Source organism: Legionella nautarum (assembly GCF_001467895.1).
Taxonomy (GTDB): domain Bacteria; phylum Pseudomonadota; class Gammaproteobacteria; order Legionellales; family Legionellaceae; genus Tatlockia; species Tatlockia nautarum.
Genome location: NZ_LNYO01000013.1, coordinates 1,226,863 through 1,245,768 on the forward strand (window position 1 = coordinate 1,226,863; position 18,906 = coordinate 1,245,768).

Here is an 18,906-nt window from a genome sequence, read left to right on the forward strand (position 1 = left end):
ATTTCCTAACAACAGCGTTAGACTTTGAAACGATTAAGTCCCGGTGGCACAGCTGGATAGCGCGGCCCCCTCCTAAGGGGCAGGTCGGAGGTTCGAATCCTCTCCGGGACGCCAATAGAATCAAGGAGTTATGTAAAACAACCCCGGGCCAATCGAACTCTTAGAGTGCATACAGAGTGCAAATTGAATGAATGAAGATAGTTCCTATTACATATCTACATATTAAAACGAACTTGATTCACTAAGCCTTCCGCAGGCTATAAATTATATAATTCAGCCTAAGCTTTCTTAATACGGGTATTTATCTTTGCACATCATTTTCTGCCTTATACCATTTATTGTTCTTGTTAGTGCGCTATACAAAAAGTCAGACAGCATCAAATTACTCACAGTTTGATTGTTTGAGTCGGGACAGGAGACAAGTTTAATGAGATAAATCGAGTATCTAAAAATAAGTCAGTTGCTTTGCTTTTCAATGATCAAAATAAATAACAATTGGTCAATATTTGACTAACCTAGAATTTGGTGATATCTTGGTCAACATCTTTTTTTTAGAAGGGATATCTGTCTAATGTATGAAGCTTCCGAGTTAGCGCCTACAAATTTTAGTTTTTTCTCACCCGCTAAACCTTTACCACCGATTGCAGAAGGAATTTTTGATTATAAGGATGCCTTTGAAGCATTCCTCAAAGCAACCGATCAAAAAAACCATACCGCAAAGATAGTAGGTGCATTTGCAAGTAACTTGAAAAAAAGAGAAGTGTTATTTAATGGCGACATTATAAAAGTGGCTGATTTGGGATGTGCAGATAGTACGACTTGCATGGGTTACTTAACTAGGATGGAATGCCCTGTAGGATTTGATTATCTCGGTTTTGATATTAACGACAAGTTTCTCGAAGATGCCGAAGCAATTTTATCTCGGAGTGCAGTAATTAAAAAACATGTCTTGATTAAAAAAGATGTGCTGGTAGGCGAGTTAAGCGCAGAGCCCTTAGTATCGCCCAAATCGATTGATTTAGTTTTTGTGTCTCATTTAGCCTATTATCTAAAAGACGAAGAATACGGTAAACAATTTGTTAACAATATTCTTAACCTACTCAATGACAAAGGAATTGCCATTTTTTTGCATGAAGACAGCACCTATTATTTTCGCTCCACCTATAATTGCAACTACAAAAACAGCAGCGCCCCATCGCTCCTTAAAAACTCAGTGACTGGTTTATTGGAAATGCCTGAGCAATTTAAGGACATTTCATTTACCTCAAAACTTCATTTTGCAGAAATGAGTGAGGAATTATGGCAGGCGGCAAAAGATCCTTCCTTGTATAAAAAATATGCCTACATTCCATCCTTTTTGGATAATTTAAATAAATTGTCATTTATTGTTCAGTGTGATTTATCAAAATTGGCCCATGAAGGAAGTTTGGAAAGATTTGTCAATGAAATGCAACATACACTAGAAGCTAATAATTACACGTTTAATCTAGTGACCAGAATGCAAATTCTTGTCACTGCAGAGAATTCCCATATTGAACAAATTAACCTGGCTTTAAAAGAAACGGAAACGGAAAATGATGTGGTTTTGATACCCTCAATATCAAAACCTGCTTCGTTAGTTAACTAATAACCCCTGATTTTACTCCACATGCTATAGTTAGAAGACAAAGAAAGTATCTCAGCTTGGCTGCATTGTGGAGTAATCTGGCAAATGAAAAAGAGTGAGATAACAGCAGGTTGCATTCATCAGAATGTTATTTTGAATGCTATCCTTGATTATGGAACTGATATTGCTATTGTTATCGCAAATGACTTTAGTATTGAAATCCTAAACTCGACCAGTGAAAAATTTTACAAGTGGCCACTTGAGAAGTTTCGTGGATATAATTTTTTAGAACTATGTCAAGAACAACGTATTATCTGTCCCATTCCCGCTCACTTTTTTAAAAATCCCCAATTATTAAACTTTAATCTTGATTGCAAAAATGCCTCAGGCAATGTATGCAACATTAATTGGATTATCTGCCCTCTGATGTTGGCCGATGATATTAAAGGCGCGCTTATTATTGGAAAAGATGTTGAACTTAAAAAAAATAACATCGCTTTTTTTTTAAATGGGATCATCGATGCAATCCCCGGTTGTTTGTACTGGAAAGACTGCAATGGATATTACTTAGGCTGCAATAATCTTACGGCAAAACTGGCAGGATTATCATCGCCATATGAGGTGATTGGTAAAACCGATCAAGAATTATGGGGTGAGCAGGCAACCAGTTTAATTGCTAATGACACAGAGGTTATGACGCAAGGAAATGCCATCATTGTGGCAGAAAGCCTAAAGACAGCTTCAGGTCAATTGATGCATTTCACCGGCGTTAAAATGCCACTTCGTGATGAAAATAACCAAATAATTGGTATTATTGGAAATTCGCTTGATATTACTGAACTGAAAGAAGCACAGACTGAGTTAAAAAAATCAATGGAGTTGGTTAAAGCCGCCAACCAGGCCAAAACAGAATTTCTTGAGAACATGCGCCATGATATACGCACCCCTCTTTCCGGCATAGTAGGGTTTTCTGAGATTTTAAAGCTCGAATCCCAAGAGCCTCGAATCAAAGAATATGCAGATAATTTAGCAGCCTCAAGCCATGCATTGCTCGATTTAATGGATGAGGTGCTAGAAGCCGTTCGCGTCAGCTCCGGTGAAATTCCTAAGTTGAAGAAAAAATTTGATCTTAATCTCATGCTCAATCAGGTGATTAACTTGCATAAAGCGAAGGCAAGTGAAAAAAAACTACAGCTCAATTTTATCTATGATAACAATCTAGCCCGATACGTGATTGGCGATAAAATCAGGCTTCATCGCATTATCCTTGAATTAATCGGCAATGCACTCAATTTTACCCATTCAGGGCACGTTACTCTTACCGCTGAGCTTGCTAAACAACAAAAACGCCAATTAATCATTAAATTTCAAGTCAGTGATTCAGGAATCGGTATTGATAAGGATAAGCAGCAAGATATTTATCTGCAATTTAAACGCCTTACTCCCTCTTATAAAGGACTTTATAAGGGTGCAGGGTTAGGACTTTATATTATTAAACAATTCATAGATGAGCTGGATGGTGAAATTTATGTTAAAAGTGCTCTTGGTTGTGGTACAACATTTACCTGTATCATTCCACTTAAGGCACCTCTGTTGGATGATCACTCAGGGATTGAAGAGGTAATGCCCGAAGAAGAACAGCGTTTTTTAAATCCTGTACGAACTATCGCAGCCAATCCCAATCAACCCAATTCAGTCTTAGTCGTTGAAGACAGCGAAATTGCTCAAAAAGTGGCGTTAAACCTACTGACATCGATGGACTGCGTTGTTGATTTAGCCAGCTCAGGTCAAGAAGCGCTGCAACATATTAAAACAAAACGCTACGATCTCATTTTTATGGATATTGGCTTAGGTGAAGGTGCTGATGGTTATGAAGTCACTAAACAAATTCGCAATCAAGAAAAAGATAAAGACCATACACCTATTGTTGCCTTAACAGCGCATGCTGCTGAAGAAAATAAACAGCATTGCATCGAATCTGGTATGGATGCTGTGTTGTCAAAACCGATTACCAAAGCTCATGCCGCTAATATCATAGATCACTTTGTTAGACATCCAGAAACCCTTGAGCGCGAAAAGATAGAGCAAGCTAAACTTGATTTACCCGATAATGAAGAAGAGCTCTTTACCCTTGAACAATTTCCTCTTTTAGAAGTTGAGCAAACGTTAAAAAACTTAGGCGATAAATCCATCCTTATTGAACTTTTAAACGATTTAGTAACAGCAAGCATCCCGGAAGACTTTACCCGCATGAAAGCGGCATTTGCAGCCAAAGATTATGAGCAAGTCGAAAAGCTTGCTCATAAAATGAAAGGAGGGGCAGTGTATGTGGGTACTCTTCGCATGAAATATGCCTGCCAATACTTAGAGCGTTATTGGAAATCAGGGCAACGAGAACTGTTTGAGAAACTTTATAAGCAAGCTGTTTCAGCCATTGAAGAAACGATGTCTTATGTTAAAAATTGGCTTAAATCGAGCAGTCCTTGACTGGGGCTTATTTATGCATCCAACATAAGCTTTATTCTCTCTGCGTTTTATTTCTTGAGCGTAAAAAAGCTAAGTACTATTTTTCACAACGGGCAAATCAGTCCAACGAGTCGTATAAGCTGGTGATTTTAATTCCGCACGCATCGCCCATGGTCTTGAAGCACCTTCTGACGCTAAGTGAATTGTTTCGCGACCAAAACGTGCATTAATGGCATCAAAAGTTTTCAATAGCTTGTCTTTTTTCTCAATGACTGATCACGCAAAACTCCAAAAAGGATATCAATTTTTATATGAAACAGATTATAAAACTCTCCATGAAGCAGTTAATAAAGCTATCAAACCATTCCAGCAGATATTGGAAAGACTTAGATAAAAAATCTTGCAACTAATTTTCATCCCATGCCCATATGCTTCTCTACATAACCTCGGATACTTAATCGCTTTGTTGTCCCCAAGCAATTTTTTTAACTGCTTTTATTTTGTGTTCTGGTGCTAAATGCGCATATCTCAGTGTCATTTTAATGTCAGAATGTCCCAATAGCTCTCTAACTGTATTTAAATCTATGCCTACCATGACTAACTTACTAGCAAAATGGTGCCGTAAATCATGCCATCGAAATTGGTTTATCTGGGCTTTTTTTAAAATGGAAGACCACGATCGTTTAACATTATTAAAGGGTTGATTGTTTTTACTAGGAAAAACTAATCCTTCTTTATGATCACTTGCTTTGTAAAGTTGTTTTATAATATTTATAGCTTCGTTATTTAAAGGAATATAACGAGAATTATTATTTTTTGTGATGTCTCCCGATATAATAATTGACTCTTCTGATAGATCCACCATGTTCCATTTTAAATTAAATAATTCACCCTGGCGCAAGCCAGTATTAATAGAAAGCAACACCATTGGCATTAAATAGTCACAAAAATCCTCTTCAGCAAATTCAGGGTATAAAGAATATCCACGCTCCTTTCTCCATTGGTTGCCACTTTTTCTTTCCTCTTTTAATTGATTCTCTCGATCTAATAATGCCTGGCGCAATCGTGTCTCTTCTTCTAAGGATAAATACCGTACTTTAGGAGTACGATCTATTTTAAACAATTTTAAATTTTTTAAAGGACTTTCTTCTATAACTCCCCACTCGGCAGCTTTTGTCATAAGAGATTTCAATACGCCTATATCTCGATTTAAAGTTGCATTAGAAATACCTTCATTTAAACGCTTAATACGCCACTGATCTAAAACAGAGGGAGTAATCTCGATCAGTGGCTTTGAGAATAGTTTATTAAAACAGCGATTAAGGGTAGCAAGCGTTTTATTTCCTCTTTTATGATGAGACAAAACCCATGGTGTATATTCGCTTTCAATAAAATCTTGTAAATTTTTTGGCTTATTTATACTTTTTTGGACTGTTGGTTCAATACCCTTATTAAAATTATTTAAGACTTCAAGGGCTTTTTCGCGTGCTTGTGCTGCTGTGATAACTCCTACTTTTCCAAGATTAACTCGACGCCCTCTTTTATATTGGCAAATATAACTCATGCTGCCAGAAGGATGCACTCTAATTAAAAAGCCTTTTAGATTAAGATCTCTTACATCATATACTTTTTCACCTGGAATCAATTTTTTTATTAAGGAATTACCGATCTTAGCTATCATTTTCATCACCTAAAACGTTTATGTTTTGGGTATAGGCATTCAGTTCTGTTTCTATTTCTTCTGTGGTAGGTAATATAGAATTAAGGCCTTCCGATAAAGATTTGCTTACTTCATACTCAGCAATTCCCATGGGACTGCTGACACGTCTTAAGGAGTACTCAGCAATAACTTTGTCTTTTTTTTCACAGAGCAATAGCCCGATAGTTGACCCATCTTCTGGCATTTTTAATTGTTCATCTACCGCTGAGAGATAAAAATTTAATTGGCCTGTATCTTTAGGATTGAAGTCACCTCGTTTGAGCTCCACGACGACATACAAATGAAGCTTTGTGTTATACATTAATAGATCAATTTCAAATCTTTTACCTGAAACTATAATAGGGTATCTTGTTCCATACAAAGCGAAACCCTGCCCCAGCTCCATAAGAAATTCTTTTACGTGAGTAAGCAGCCCATTTTGTATGTCTTTTTCATGTGCCTTTTACCTACAGACAAAAAATGAAATTTATAAGGATCTTTAATCATTTCTTGGGCTAAATGTGATTGTGGAGATGGAAGCTTATGTTTAAAGTTTGTTGTTTTGTGTCCTAAACTTGATTGCCGATGGTAAAGATCACTTTTTATCTGTGCTTGAAGTTCTCGATAAGGCCACTCATTTTCAATTGTCTTTTGAGCATACCATTCCTTTATATCCGCTTCTTTTGGAGAAAAAGCCTGAATTAGTACAATATGGTGTGTCCAAGTCAATTGGTCAGGCAGTGCCTGACTAAATTCACCATTAGGATAGCTCTTTGCAAAAAGACGCATATTTTTAAGATTTGTTTTAGAAAATCCTTCTGTATTGGGAAAAGCTCTGCGTAAATCATTTGATAGAACCTCAAATAATTTTTCTCCCCATTTTGACTTTTTTTGCTTCTGTATAATTAATTGCCCAATATCCCAATAAAATTGAATAAGCTCTTATTAAGTCTTATAACAGCGCGGAGTTGCGCTTCTTTTAATCGTACTTTGATCTCATTTAGAATGATTTTGATAATCTTCATCTAAATGAAACTGTTGAGAGTTATCACTTATTTCTTTCATTGGTTACTACCTCATTGAAATGCTTGAATTGGTCAGGCGCGCCTGACCAATTAATCAAGAGTGCATATAGAGTGCAATTTTATTGTAGAATGTAGCATATCAATGTGTTACTGTATATTAAAAATTTTGTTAACATCATGAATTATAATGGCAATTTATTCACGGAGTTACATGGAGATACATTGACGACACAATTAAATCCCCCCCCCAAGGGGCAGGTCGGAGGTTCGAATCCTCTCCGGGACGCCAGTAAAATCAATGGGTTATGAGTTTTTATTTATATTCCTCCTAACACCAACCGTTACTTAGACGGCTCGATACCTAATTGTTTAGATAGATGTTCTACTACACCGAGTAAAAATGTATCCTCACGATTACGAGCTAAAATTGATAGTCCAACGGGAATGCCCTCAGCTGTTTCTGCTGCGGGTATAGATGCTTGGGGTAATTGAGCAACTCCAGCAAATGATGTTATTGCTGATGTGTGAGGATAATAAGTACTATCTTTCATCATGTCTGCACCTATCGAACCTTTAAGTGGTGGTAATCCTGGCGTAGTAGGCATGATAATAATGTCTGTAGGACTAAGAAATTCTTCAAGCTTAGTAAAACACTTTTCTCGTAAGTACCTTGCATTTCCAATTAGGGTGCGGTCTAGTGCTTTTGCATTGCTCAAAGTTACTTTAGTTCGCGGACCTAACTCAGGTTTATCGTTTTCAACCCAAGAACCTAAGGAGCCCCAAATTTCACCCCACTGCACAACTCTAAAAATTTGATCAAACCAAGAACTTAAATCACTAAGATTTCCGCCACCTACTATATCCTTTAATTTAATTTCTTCTACACTGCTTGAGAAAATATCATTAGTTATATCCTGCATAGTATTTTCTAATGTGGATTTTACCTCAGGATCGACCATGTCAAATACGTCTTTGAGGATATACACATTTCCAACACCTGTATATTTTGGTAAATCATGTGATAACAAAACAGACGATGCCATACTCAATATTTTTGATGATCTAGCAATAATACCAACTGTATCAGTACTTGGCGCAAACGGTGCTACCCCTTGCGTTGACACAACATCATGCGACGGGCGCATTCCAAATACACCACAATTATTTGATGGCACTCTAATTGACCCGCCATTGTCTGTTGCAATTGAAAAATCTGCCAGGCCACATGCAACAGCCGATGCTGAACCGTTAGATGAACCACCGGGAATTCGATCAGGTGCTTTAGGGTTAACGGGGGTACCATAAAAATGGTTTTCGCCATCCAAGCTGAAAGTGAGCTCGTCAGTAGCATGTTTCCCATTACAGGTTGCTCCCGCAGCTAATATTTGTTCAACACAAACAGCATGACAAACGGCAACGGGATGGCAATCTCGCCATGCAGGACTACCATAAGCTGTTTTATATCCCGCAACATCGATATTATCTTTAACGCCAAAAGTTAATCCATCCAAAATACCTGATTTCGTTGGCGAAATATCAAATACTTCGACATAGGAATTAGAGCTTTTAAAATTATAATTTTCCATAGCCATTTTCAAATCCTTTTGTTTAATTTATGGATAATAAAAATACAAATCAATAACTCATACATTTAATTCTACTACTCGCCCGCACCTCTGGCGTCCCATTACAAAACTATATAAATATAGTTTATTCTGTTTGAATACTTTCAATTTGCCTCGAATAAACGTGAAGCTTGGTAATATGTTTATCATTAAAGGTAAAAAAATCACCCACGCAGCGAACTTTGCTGTTAGCATGTAACTTAATTTCAACCGCAATATTCTGCCCTGAAGCTGTAAAATGACGTTCGCCTGGTTCTGGATAAAAACTCGCTAATGAAATAATATTTTCTGTGTAATATTTAGCTATGCTTTTTTGGCCTTTATAAGTTTTTTTTTCTGTAATGAGTTCTGCATCTGGATCAAATACCGAAATGATATTATTTATATTATGGGAAGTTACGGCTTTAAAATAAGCATCTAAAATACTATTTGATTTTTCTGCTAATTCGAAATTGACATGTACTATCATTTGCTCATCCCTGATACATTAATTAAACAATAGCAGCCTATTTTTAAAAGTAAAGTCGACTTCCTGTTGGATGAAACTGCTTGTCCCATGGCTTTCGGAAGCTTGACGAGTTACAGGCCTTTTACCCAGAACACTGCATACCCATCATGAAATGGCTTTCAATTCCATTTAAGATAGATGAAGAGTCAAAACAACTGGGGCATGATGAAGAGCAGCGCCTGGCCTACCACCAGAAGCACAGTTTGCCCGCGATGCTTGAGGCTAAAGAATACATGGAGAGTCTTTTGTCTTCCAAACAAGTCGAACCAATGAGTCCTTAGGCAAAGCTATAAAATACGGGCTCTACTGCCAATAACAACCGATGTTGTGGGGTAATCTGCAGCATCGTTACCCCAGAAAATCTAACATGAGCTTTGATACCCTACTCATCGGTACTGCATAGATTTTCAGTATACTGCCACAGGGACGATGAAGCTCAACACTACAAGGTGCATCGCTATTCGATAGAAACTCTGAATCAATCCTCGTAGGTTTCTATAAGGATTTGAGCTGCTAGATTAATTGGTCGTTCTTCATTCTTAGCTTTTATCTCATTATTTATTTGAACTCTATTCCAAACTTGATAAGAAACATAATTCGATTTTGGATGATTCATATTAACTCCCATTCAAGCTTTGTCGATCCCCAGCAGAAGCTGCTTCTTGCTTACAAACATACGCACCATGTTTTGTAGCTCCATACCAGCGTGCGCCTTTCTTATGCCATATGCCTGTTGGTAAATTTAACCAAACTACTTCATCATTTGGGCAATGATCTTTCGCAGCAATTTCTTCTGAAAAAAGTGTCAATCCATTTGAATAACTTGGTGAAATAAAAACGCACATTGAGAAAATGGCAATGAATAAAAATTTCTTCATGGGACTATCCGGCTTGAAAGTTTAATAACAAATATTATTGCGGCAATGAACACCAGATCTTGGATTACCAAATCGATGCCCTTGAACGAAGATCCCATCTCTTTTTATGTAGGGTCTGACAGTATGGGTTCTGCCATAAGAAAAACCATATCTTGGAGTTTTATACGAATAGGAGTAGCTACGTTTTGCATTTGCATTAGTTGCTTTTTCTACCCCCAATTAAAGCTCTTTCTCGTTGAAATTCGTTTGCCCCAAAACTAAAATATAATCTTTCGCCACAGGATGCTCCTTAAGAAATACTTAAACGATTATCTATTTGACATGCATTGATAATTTGGCATAAATGATCATTAGTTGTTCCACAACAGCCGGCAATTATTTTTAAATCGAGTTTGTCGTTCAACTCTTTTAATTCCTCAGAAAATTTGTCATTTTGGCATGAAAGGCCGGCAATCAAATTGCTCTAGGCTATCTAGAAAAACCTCAAATCACAGCTCAAAAATTTATTTCTTTAAATTTCAATGGTAGTGATTCACTTCGTGCTTATAAAACCGGTGATGAGGTTTGCTGGAATGCTAATGGACAATTGCAATTTTTTGGTCGAAATGATTTTCAAATCAAGCTTCATGGATATCGAATAGAACTCTCTGCGATAGAAGCCCTATGATGCAACATGATTCAATCCATCCGGCGGTGGTAAGGCTTAAAAAGCATGTTAAAGAAAAATCATTATGTGCTTATTTAGTCGCCAAACCTAATAAAATGATAGTTTTAGATGAGTTACAAAATTTTTTAGCCAATTATCTGCCTTCTTACATGCTACCTAAGGATTTTTTCTTAGTGAAAAGTATTCCTTTAAAGGAAAATGAAAAAATCGATCTCGAACGATTAGAAAACGAAATTGATAAACAACTAATCGCTCCTCCCACTATGTCATACAATAGCTTAACGTCAACGCAAGACTATTGTTTAAAAACATGACAAAATTTTTTTAACAAGGGCGTTCAAATTGAAGACAATTTTTTTGATTTAGGTGGAGACTCTTTAATTGCGCTACAAATTATAACCGTTCTTAAAGCGCAGGAGATCATGAAACAATGTTCTTCCATCCTAATATCGAAAAATGGGCTCATTTGTTTTTTACTATTTAGTATTACCTAATTGTATTGGCCTCTTTTGAGAACCAAGAAAATGCAGACTTAAGTGGCCCACCCGGAATTAGGCAAATTATGAACAATAGGGCGCTATTGATGAAACGGACCTCCTTAGCTGAGATATAATAGGGAAATTTAAAGAACCTCAAAAGGCAAGGTATCGTGAAGAATAAAGCATTCAACTGTTATCTCATCGGCGATGATAATATCACTCTTGAGTGTGCCTCATTGATACGTGCAAAAAATCACTCGATTTTAGGAATAATCTCCTCCTCTCCAAAGATAAAAAAATGGTGCACCCTAAACGACATCCCTTCTATTAAAAGCCTTAAAGAATTTGAAACACATTATTTAAATAATCCCTGTGATTATTTGTTTAGTATTGCGAATGGGGCTATTCTTAAGCCGAGAATACTTAATTATCCTCGCATCGCTGCCATTAATTATCATAATAGCCCCTTACCCCAATATGCTGGATTATATGCTACCACCTGGGCATTGCTTAATAAGGAAAAAGAGCATGCCATTACTTGGCACATCATGCGCGAACAGGTGGATGCGGGTGAGATATTAAAGCAACCTCGATTTAGCATCGATGAGGATGAAACAGCCTTAAGTTTAAACCTTAAATGCTACGAAAAGGCCGTTAAAGCCTTCAACGAATTAATCAATGAACTAGCATCCAAGTCCACAACCCCTTTAAAGCAAAATCTATCTTCACGTTCCTATTATGGTTTAAAAAACAAACCAGAATGGTATGGCTTTATTTCATGGGACAGTAGCGCTGAAGCCATTGATAGAGTATGCCGTGCTTTGACCTTTGGAGAGTACAAAAATGAATTAGTAACGCCTAAAGTACTTGTTCGCGATGAAATAATGATAGTTAAAACCTATCGAAAACTAGGGATCTCATCAGGAAAAGAACCAGGAACCATCGTCCACTGCTCTACCACCGACTTACAAATTGCAACACAAACTACCGATATTGTTTTTTACGAATTAATGAGCCTAAGCGGAGAACTAGTTCCTATAGAGTCACTTATTAAACAACAAGGTTTATCGGTGGGACAATTACTTTCTGAATTGAGGCCACAGAATCTTCAAGAGTTAATTGATAATCCGGTGTTATATCAACCCCAAAAAGAAAAATTTTGGGTGAAAGAACTCTTAAAATGCATCCATGGCGGTGTTTCATTTCTATCTCATCTTTACAAAATTAATGATTCAACCATAAAAAAGCTCAACTTACCGACTCATTTACTTCAGCAAATAAACCACTATGCTCTGAATAATGACCTCTCCAACCAAACCTTTCTTGTCGGACTTTTACTGACTTATATTTATCGTCTTAACAACTATAACAATTTTACGCTTGATTATTCGCCTACGCCTATTAAGAAAAACGGCGTACTTCAAAGCTTTCTGAGTATGCATATTCCTTTAACATCACACTTTAAAAGCTCAATGAGTTTTCGTGAGGTATTGTCTTTTATTCAAAAAGAACAAGAGCGTCTTATCCCTAACGATAGTTACTGTAACGATATTTTTGTTCGCTATCCTGAACTGCATGGAATAGCAGAAGAAATCGATATCAGCATTACTATTACTGATTCTCCAGCCCCTCATATATCCAACGTTTGCAAAAAATTAAATGTTTATATCGCTAACGATTGCTCATCCATTACCATTGAGAACAAAACCAATTATCAACATTGGGAGGAATCTTATGCTTTTTTTAATCATATGGACCAGCATCTACTCCTTATGTTAGAGGACGCGATTCTAAACCCGGATAAGAAACTGTTTGAATTGTCGATTATCGATAACCAGGAAAAAGACTGTCTTTTAAATCAATGGAATAAGACCGAGCAGCCTTATGATGTCAATTGGTTACTTCATCAAGGCTTCGAAACTCAAGTGGCCAATAACCCTCACTCAGTCGCTGCCCTATTCAATGGGCATACACTAACCTATGCAAAACTGCATGAGCAATCGAATAAGCTCGCCCATCACCTCATCGCTCAAGGCATTAAAGCGAATGATATCGTTGGCATTTATACTCACCGAAGTATGACCATGCTAATAAGCATCCTTGGTGTTTTAAAAGCGGGAGCTGCCTATTTACCCCTCGATCCTAGTTATCCCGATAAACGAATTAATTACATGCTACAGAATAGTCAATCACCAATTTTATTGACTCATGACACTGAAGTTATAAAAAAATTCCATGACTATGAAGGCAAAATCATTGATGTTGCAACTATCTTGCAATCCCAAGAGTTTAATTCTTATCCACCGAGCATAAAAACCCAACCCTCCGATTTAGCCTATATTATTTATACTTCGGGCACGACAGGAACCCCCAAAGGGGTAGCTATTTCTCACAAAGCAGCCTGCAATCATATGGCTTGGATGAGAGCGACTTACCATTTCACTCAACAGGATGTTTTTTTACAAAAAACACCCTTCTCATTTGATGCCTCGATTTGGGAATTTTTTATGCCGTTATGGGTTGGTGCCACTGTGGTCATCGCACCGCTGCATGCGCATACAAGCCCAACGGAATTAATTGAGTTAGTCATTAACAATAAAGTGAGCATCCTCCAACTCGTTCCCCCCATGCTAAGAGAAATAACCCTAAACTCACGCTTTGCTTCCTGCACCTCCCTAAAGCAGGTCTTTTGTGGTGGCGAAATCTTATTACCCGAAATTATTCATTCTTTTTACGAACAACGTCCATCCTCTTGTGCTTTGCATAATTTGTATGGCCCGACTGAAGCCACCATTGATTCACTGACCTATACTTGCTCACCTGAGGATGCCTATTATCCCCTCAACCGGATTGGAAAGCCTATTTCAAATATGAAAGCGTATATATTGGATAAATGTTTGCAATTAGTTCCCACCGGAATTATTGGCGAACTTTATCTCTCTGGTGAGGGTTTAGCAAAGGGCTATCTTCATAACGAGGCGCTAACCCGACAAAAATTTCTACCTAATCCTTTTGGGGTTCCTAAACATGAGCGACTGTATAAAACAGGGGATTTAGTAAAATGGCAAAAAAATGGCATCGTCGAATATCACGAACGAGAGGACTCTCAAGTTAAGATACGAGGATTTCGAATAGAAATCAGTGAAATAGAATCCTGTCTCGATATGATACCCTGTATTTATCAATGCCTCGTAAAACCAGAAAATATCAATCACTCAGGTCTTTCTTTATCAGCCTATCTCATCCTTATTGATAACACCCCTATTACAGCAACAGAAATTCGTGATTTTTTAACTCATGAGCTTCCTGACTATATGATCCCTTCTCGATTTTTTGTGGTCGACAAGTTATTGATGACACCCAATGGAAAACTCGATAGAAAACATATCCCCACGCCTATCAAACAGCTGTATTTAAGCAAAGAACATCTTTCCCCTCAAAATGATCTAGAGTGGGAATTACATAAAATTTGGTGCTCAGCGATGAAATTAGATGATTTAGGGATTTATGATAATTTCTTTGAGATAGGAGGACATTCCCTGATTGCAATGAACATCATGTCCCAGATTCAAAACCAGTTTAAAATCCGTATAAGCATGAGCCTTCTATTTAATCATCCCACAATTCATGCCTTGGCCCTTGAAATAGAACCATTGCTGCTTACAACAAACGATGAATCGCAAGAATTATCCCTCTCTGAACGAATTATCGTTCCCATTAAGCAAACAGGGACACAAACCCCTTTATTTTTTATCCATCCCATAGGAGGAAGTATTTTTTGGTATAAGGACTTAGAAAAATACCTTGATAAGGATTTCCCCTTATATGGCCTGCAAGATCCCGGATTGGAACATCAAGATCTCTTGTATAATAGTATCGAGCAAATGGCGTCTTCTTACATTAAAGCGATTCAAACTATCCAACCCCAGGGCCCCTATCTGATTGGAGGTGCCTCTTTTGGAAGCACAGTCGCTGTGGAAATAGCGAATCAACTTCAACAAATGAATGAGAATATCAAAGCCATTATCTCGCTTGACGGATGGGCAGAATACCCAGCACTGCAGCGAAATGAAGACTATTTCAAAGAGTTAATGCGAGAACAAAATGCGCGTATCTTAGAACGACATCAAAAATATCAACTATCGAATTCCGCGGCCTTATTGGAATTACAATGGCATCGCGAAAAAATGTTGATGCACTATAAGTTACCTCAGCTTCAATGTCCTTTCATGTTATTTAAAGCAGAAATCCTCACTGAGATTTTTAATTATGATGCTCCCTTAAATTGGTGGGAAAATGTCATCTCGGGGAACATTCACTGTCATTTAGTACCTGGCGACCATGAAAGCATGTTTTCAGAACCCCACATTCGTATTTTAGCTAGGAAATTGAATGAAAGTTTAAACTCCCTCAATACTGTGCTATAGAATAATAATCTGAGAAGTTGAAAATTGATCCAACCTCATGGACGTCAACTAAATGATAGTTATCGATGAGCAAGCATTAACAATGCTAATCCAAATGGTTCAAAAATCCATTGTGTTAGTCGATGCCGACTATATCATTCAAAATTTCAATACTAAGGCTGAAGAAGAACTTAGTCTTGCTAACAATAAAGGGATAGGAACGTCTTTAAGCGCCTTATGCACCAAAGAAGAGCTAAAGCAGCTAACCACTTCAGGTCTTGCAACCATTGAGCTTAAAACAAAACTCACGCCCTGCGCCTGCACTGTCATTATCGTCCAGGAACCCCAGAGAGAACTTACTTCGAATAAATCAAAAAATACAAGCACTCCTAATCTTAACAAAACGACTTCAATTATTAATCTGAACGATCGTCGCTATTTGGATATTATCATCTCTCAAATTCCAGTGAGTGTTTACTGGATGAACAAAAATTATATCTATCAAGGATGTAGCAATAGTATGGCGAAACTTCTTCATTTAGGCTCTCGCCAAGAGATAGTCGGTAAAACTTATGAGGATTTATACGACAAAAAGTCTTCTGATTCTTACAAAAAAGCCGATAGCTCAGTCATCGAGCAATGACTGTCAGTGACTGCCGAAGAACCTCTTTATCAACCTGATGGAAGTAAGTTAGTTTATTTGTCCAATAAAGTTCCCTTGCGTGATGAACAGGGCCATGTGATTGGCATGCTTGGTATTTCAACTGAGATAACCGATAGAAAAAAAATGGAAGATGAGCTTAAGTTAGCTAAAGACGCGGCTGAAGCAGGGGATCGTGCAAAAACTGAATTCTTAGCCAATATGCGCCATGATATTCGAACACCGCTATCAGGAATCGTAGGCTTTTCAGAAATCTTAAAAACAGAGTCAAGCTGAAGCAAAACTCGACTTACCGGATACCGAAGAGGAGCTTTTTTCCTTAAATCAATTTCCTCTTTTAGAAGTCGAACAAACCTTAAAAAATTTAGGCAATAAATCTGTATTTATCGAGCTCTTACAAGATTTAATCGAGGTGAGCATCCCTCAAGACTTCCCTCGGTTGAAAGACGCTTTTGCGGCTAAAAATTATGAACAAGTTGAAAAATTAGCTCATAAAATCAAAGGTGGTGCGGTTTATGTGGGGACTACTCGCATGAAATATGCCTGCCAATATTTAGAACGTTACTGGAAATCAGGTCAACAAGCCCTGTTTGAGAAACTCTATGAACAAACCGTTTCAGTCATCGAAGAAACCGTTACCTTTGTCGAAAATTGGCTTAAGCTAAACCATGAATCACTTTAAGTATTCGTTGAAATAAATATTTCCCCTCTAAAATTAAGTTTTTTTTCACCATAGGCAAATCAGTCCAACGGGTCGTATAAGTCGGTGATTTTAATTCCGCGCACATCACCTAAGGTTTAGAAGCCCCCTCAGATGCTAGATAGTTTCGCGACCAAAACGTGCATTAATGGCATCAAAAGATTTGGATGACCAATAAATTGTTATTGATCTAATACACTTTATTTTGAAGCTGTTTGCCAGATGCAAGGTACACCCTACTCTAAAGAAAACAATGTTAATCATTTCAGCTTAGACGCGCTAATTCCTGAAGAATATTTTCTACAGAGATTTAAAAAAGCTGTATGAAAATATTTTTCTGAGTATTGTTTATCAGTGAGATATTTTTTAATGCATGGAACCTGAGCACTTAAATAAGACTATGACCACTTTGTGCATCCCATAGGTTTTTATAAAAACCATTCATCGTTATTAGCTCACTGTGGCTACCTTGCTCTATGATTTTACCTTGATCCATAACCACAATTGTGTTCATTGACAGAAGGGTTGAAAGTCTATGAGCAATGACTATAACTGTTCTATTTTTCATTGCAGCGTTTAGAGATTGTTTGATGAGTTCTTCTGTAATGGAGTCTAGCGAACTGGTAGCCTCATCTAAGATTAAAATGGGTGCATTTTTTAAAATGGCTCTAGCAATCGCTATTCTCTGTTTTTGCCCACCGGATAATTTAACTCCTTTTTCACCAACAAAGGTTTCATATCCTTGTGGCAGTTGGCTTATAAATTCGTGAGCATGGGCTTGCTTGGCAGCACTAATGATTTGGTCATGATCGGCTTCTGTGCAACCATATTGAATATTTTCAAAAATAGAACGATGAAATAGAGAGGGATCTTGAGGTATGAAAGCAATATGTTCTCGCAAGCTTTGTCTATGAATATATTTGATGCTTTGCCCATCGATTAAAATATCCCCCTTATCGATATCATATAATTTAGTCATAAGCTGTACGATAGTACTTTTGCCTGCACCGCTAAAGCCAACTAAACCAATTTTATTGCCGCCTGCTATTGTTAGACTAAAATCGGTAATGGTTTTTTTACCTTCAACATAGTTAAAATTTACATCCTTGAATTCAATTTTCCCCTCTTGAATTCTTAGTTTACTATCTACCGAGCTTAAAGGTTGTAAGTGAGGGGTGAAAATGGTGTCAAGAGCGTTCTGACAAACACCTGCTTGTTCTCCAACTACTAATAAACTTTCAGTTAAATACCAAATGAGATCAATAACCGTCATGGATAAGATAAATACAAAAGCAAAATCACCGGCTGTGATTTGGCCTTTTGCACCAAGATAAATCAATAATAGTATGGATGTACTTTGTAAGATCCAGGCAAAAAAACCAAGCAATGATGCATTGAGCATATTTTTAACCTGCATTTTAGTTTCTTTTTCTAAAGCCAGATTTGTGTTGTAGGCTAAATATTTTGCTTCATGATTTTCCCTTGCGAATAGCAGCACATTTAAAATATTGCTAAAACAATCAACGATGGCGCCGGAGTATTTAGATTTTGCCTCCGCATAATCTTTTGCATAGGGTCTAATGCTGGATGCACAATAATACGATAAATAGATAAAAACAGCTGATACAACAAGAAAAATAGCGCTAAAATACCAACTAACAGTTCCTACTATAAAAATTGATAATAGGATAGTTAAGGCTTGTCTTGCGATATTGAACCAGGAATTGACAACATTTTGGATATTATTGGTTAAATCTGAAATTTTAGCGCTGATATCACCACTCATTCTATCTTGAAAAAATGCATAGGACTGGTTTCTTAAGTGCTCTGTGGCAATAGTTACAATATCAGCTTTTATTCTTGGTAATGATTTGAGTACTAAATAGTTGTAAAACCTCCATACAAGAGTGATTAAAAAACCGAGAATAATTAGTAATAAAGCGGGTGGTAGACACTTCGAGACAAAGGAGGTTGCTCCAGATGTAGTTACACGGTCTAAGATTACCTTAAGTACATAAGGTTGAATAACACTGTGTATAGAAGAATAAATACCTACCATGCTTATTGCTAGAAACCACCAGCGATATGGTGTGGCGACTTTCAGAAAAAAACTGGAAAATTTGTTGTTGTTTTCAATAGTAGGCAAAGTGCTTTCCTCAACTTTAACAATTTATAAACTCTAAATG

The 18,906-nt window shown here is 37.2% G+C and carries 19 protein-coding genes and 1 tRNA gene; 10 read left to right on the forward strand and 10 right to left on the reverse strand.

Features of this window, described 5'->3' with window-relative positions:
* The first annotated feature begins 37 nt into the window (after window positions 1-37).
* The 3 genes from Lnau_RS08875 (at window position 38) to Lnau_RS08885 (ending at window position 4,093) form a co-directional block, all read left to right on the forward strand.
* A tRNA-Arg gene (locus Lnau_RS08875) sits at window positions 38-114 on the forward strand.
* Between the two features lie 457 nt (window positions 115-571).
* The gene (locus Lnau_RS08880) at window positions 572-1,627 is read left to right on the forward strand and encodes a class I SAM-dependent methyltransferase (protein ID WP_058504749.1); all 1,056 of its coding nucleotides are present in this window, start codon (window positions 572-574) and stop codon (window positions 1,625-1,627) included.
* A gap of 84 nt (window positions 1,628-1,711) precedes the next feature.
* The gene (locus Lnau_RS08885; RefSeq protein WP_157070643.1) at window positions 1,712-4,093 is read left to right on the forward strand and encodes a response regulator; all 2,382 of its coding nucleotides are present in this window, start codon (window positions 1,712-1,714) and stop codon (window positions 4,091-4,093) included.
* Window positions 4,094-4,162: 69 nt separating this feature from the next.
* Here the strand turns inward: Lnau_RS08885 and Lnau_RS16135 are convergent, their stop codons facing one another.
* The 6 genes from Lnau_RS16135 to Lnau_RS08910 form a co-directional block, all read right to left on the reverse strand.
* Window positions 4,163-4,321, reverse strand: a complete 159-nt coding sequence (locus Lnau_RS16135; RefSeq protein WP_238585943.1) for a DUF4113 domain-containing protein — start codon at window positions 4,319-4,321, stop codon at window positions 4,163-4,165.
* A gap of 205 nt (window positions 4,322-4,526) precedes the next feature.
* Window positions 4,527-5,753, reverse strand: coding sequence for a site-specific integrase (locus Lnau_RS08890; RefSeq protein ID WP_058504750.1), 1,227 nt, complete (start codon window positions 5,751-5,753; stop codon window positions 4,527-4,529).
* Window positions 5,743-6,177, reverse strand: coding sequence for a PDDEXK nuclease domain-containing protein (locus Lnau_RS16540; RefSeq protein ID WP_058504751.1), 435 nt, complete (start codon window positions 6,175-6,177; stop codon window positions 5,743-5,745). Before Lnau_RS16540 ends, Lnau_RS08890 begins: the two co-directional genes overlap by 11 nt.
* Before the next feature lie 11 nt (window positions 6,178-6,188).
* Entirely contained in the window at window positions 6,189-6,707 is a 519-nt protein-coding gene (locus tag Lnau_RS16545) for a DUF1016 N-terminal domain-containing protein (RefSeq protein WP_162263188.1), read from the reverse strand.
* A 430-nt stretch (window positions 6,708-7,137) separates the two neighbouring features.
* A complete protein-coding gene (locus Lnau_RS08905) occupies window positions 7,138-8,388 on the reverse strand; it encodes an amidase family protein (protein WP_058504753.1) in 1,251 nt (416 codons plus the stop codon).
* Between the two features lie 118 nt (window positions 8,389-8,506).
* On the reverse strand, window positions 8,507-8,890 hold the full coding sequence (locus Lnau_RS08910) for a nuclear transport factor 2 family protein (RefSeq protein ID WP_058504754.1): 384 nt from the start codon (window positions 8,888-8,890) through the stop codon (window positions 8,507-8,509).
* A gap of 146 nt (window positions 8,891-9,036) precedes the next feature.
* Between Lnau_RS08910 and Lnau_RS08915 the strand changes: the two genes are divergently transcribed.
* Window positions 9,037-9,210 carry a hypothetical protein gene (locus Lnau_RS08915; RefSeq protein WP_238585944.1) on the forward strand — a complete coding sequence of 58 codons (174 nt, stop codon included), beginning with the start codon at window positions 9,037-9,039 and terminating at the stop codon, window positions 9,208-9,210.
* 197 nt (window positions 9,211-9,407) lie between these two features.
* Here the strand turns inward: Lnau_RS08915 and Lnau_RS16390 are convergent, their stop codons facing one another.
* Window positions 9,408-9,545, reverse strand: a complete 138-nt coding sequence (locus tag Lnau_RS16390) for a hypothetical protein (protein WP_157070644.1) — start codon at window positions 9,543-9,545, stop codon at window positions 9,408-9,410.
* Between the two features lies 1 nt (window position 9,546).
* Window positions 9,547-9,807, reverse strand: coding sequence for a hypothetical protein (locus Lnau_RS08920; RefSeq protein WP_058504756.1), 261 nt, complete (start codon window positions 9,805-9,807; stop codon window positions 9,547-9,549).
* 663 nt (window positions 9,808-10,470) lie between these two features.
* Here Lnau_RS08920 and Lnau_RS08925 point away from each other — a divergent pair.
* The 6 genes from Lnau_RS08925 (at window position 10,471) to Lnau_RS08945 (ending at window position 16,702) form a co-directional block, all read left to right on the forward strand.
* Window positions 10,471-10,788: an AMP-binding enzyme gene (locus Lnau_RS08925; protein ID WP_058504757.1), complete on the forward strand. Its 318-nt coding sequence runs from the start codon at window positions 10,471-10,473 to the stop codon at window positions 10,786-10,788.
* Window positions 10,789-10,815: 27 nt separating this feature from the next.
* Complete coding sequence (locus Lnau_RS16975; protein ID WP_133134844.1) at window positions 10,816-10,968, forward strand: phosphopantetheine-binding protein; 153 nt, start codon at window positions 10,816-10,818, stop codon at window positions 10,966-10,968.
* 155 nt (window positions 10,969-11,123) lie between these two features.
* Complete coding sequence (locus Lnau_RS08930; protein WP_058504758.1) at window positions 11,124-15,380, forward strand: amino acid adenylation domain-containing protein; 4,257 nt, start codon at window positions 11,124-11,126, stop codon at window positions 15,378-15,380.
* A 52-nt stretch (window positions 15,381-15,432) separates the two neighbouring features.
* A complete protein-coding gene (locus Lnau_RS08935) occupies window positions 15,433-16,002 on the forward strand; it encodes a hypothetical protein (RefSeq protein WP_058504759.1) in 570 nt (189 codons plus the stop codon).
* Window positions 16,003-16,008: 6 nt separating this feature from the next.
* Window positions 16,009-16,296: a histidine kinase dimerization/phospho-acceptor domain-containing protein gene (locus Lnau_RS16870; protein ID WP_058504760.1), complete on the forward strand. Its 288-nt coding sequence runs from the start codon at window positions 16,009-16,011 to the stop codon at window positions 16,294-16,296.
* A gap of 136 nt (window positions 16,297-16,432) precedes the next feature.
* A complete protein-coding gene (locus tag Lnau_RS08945) occupies window positions 16,433-16,702 on the forward strand; it encodes an Hpt domain-containing protein (RefSeq protein WP_058504761.1) in 270 nt (89 codons plus the stop codon).
* Here Lnau_RS08945 and Lnau_RS16765 read toward each other — a convergent pair.
* Window positions 16,677-16,808 (reverse strand): DUF4113 domain-containing protein, encoded by a 132-nt coding sequence (locus Lnau_RS16765; protein WP_238585945.1) that lies wholly within the window; start codon window positions 16,806-16,808, stop codon window positions 16,677-16,679. The genes Lnau_RS08945 and Lnau_RS16765 overlap by 26 nt on opposite strands.
* Window positions 16,809-17,108: 300 nt before the next feature.
* Complete coding sequence (locus Lnau_RS08950) at window positions 17,109-18,866, reverse strand: ABC transporter ATP-binding protein (RefSeq protein ID WP_058504762.1); 1,758 nt, start codon at window positions 18,864-18,866, stop codon at window positions 17,109-17,111.
* Window positions 18,867-18,906: the final 40 nt, after the last annotated feature.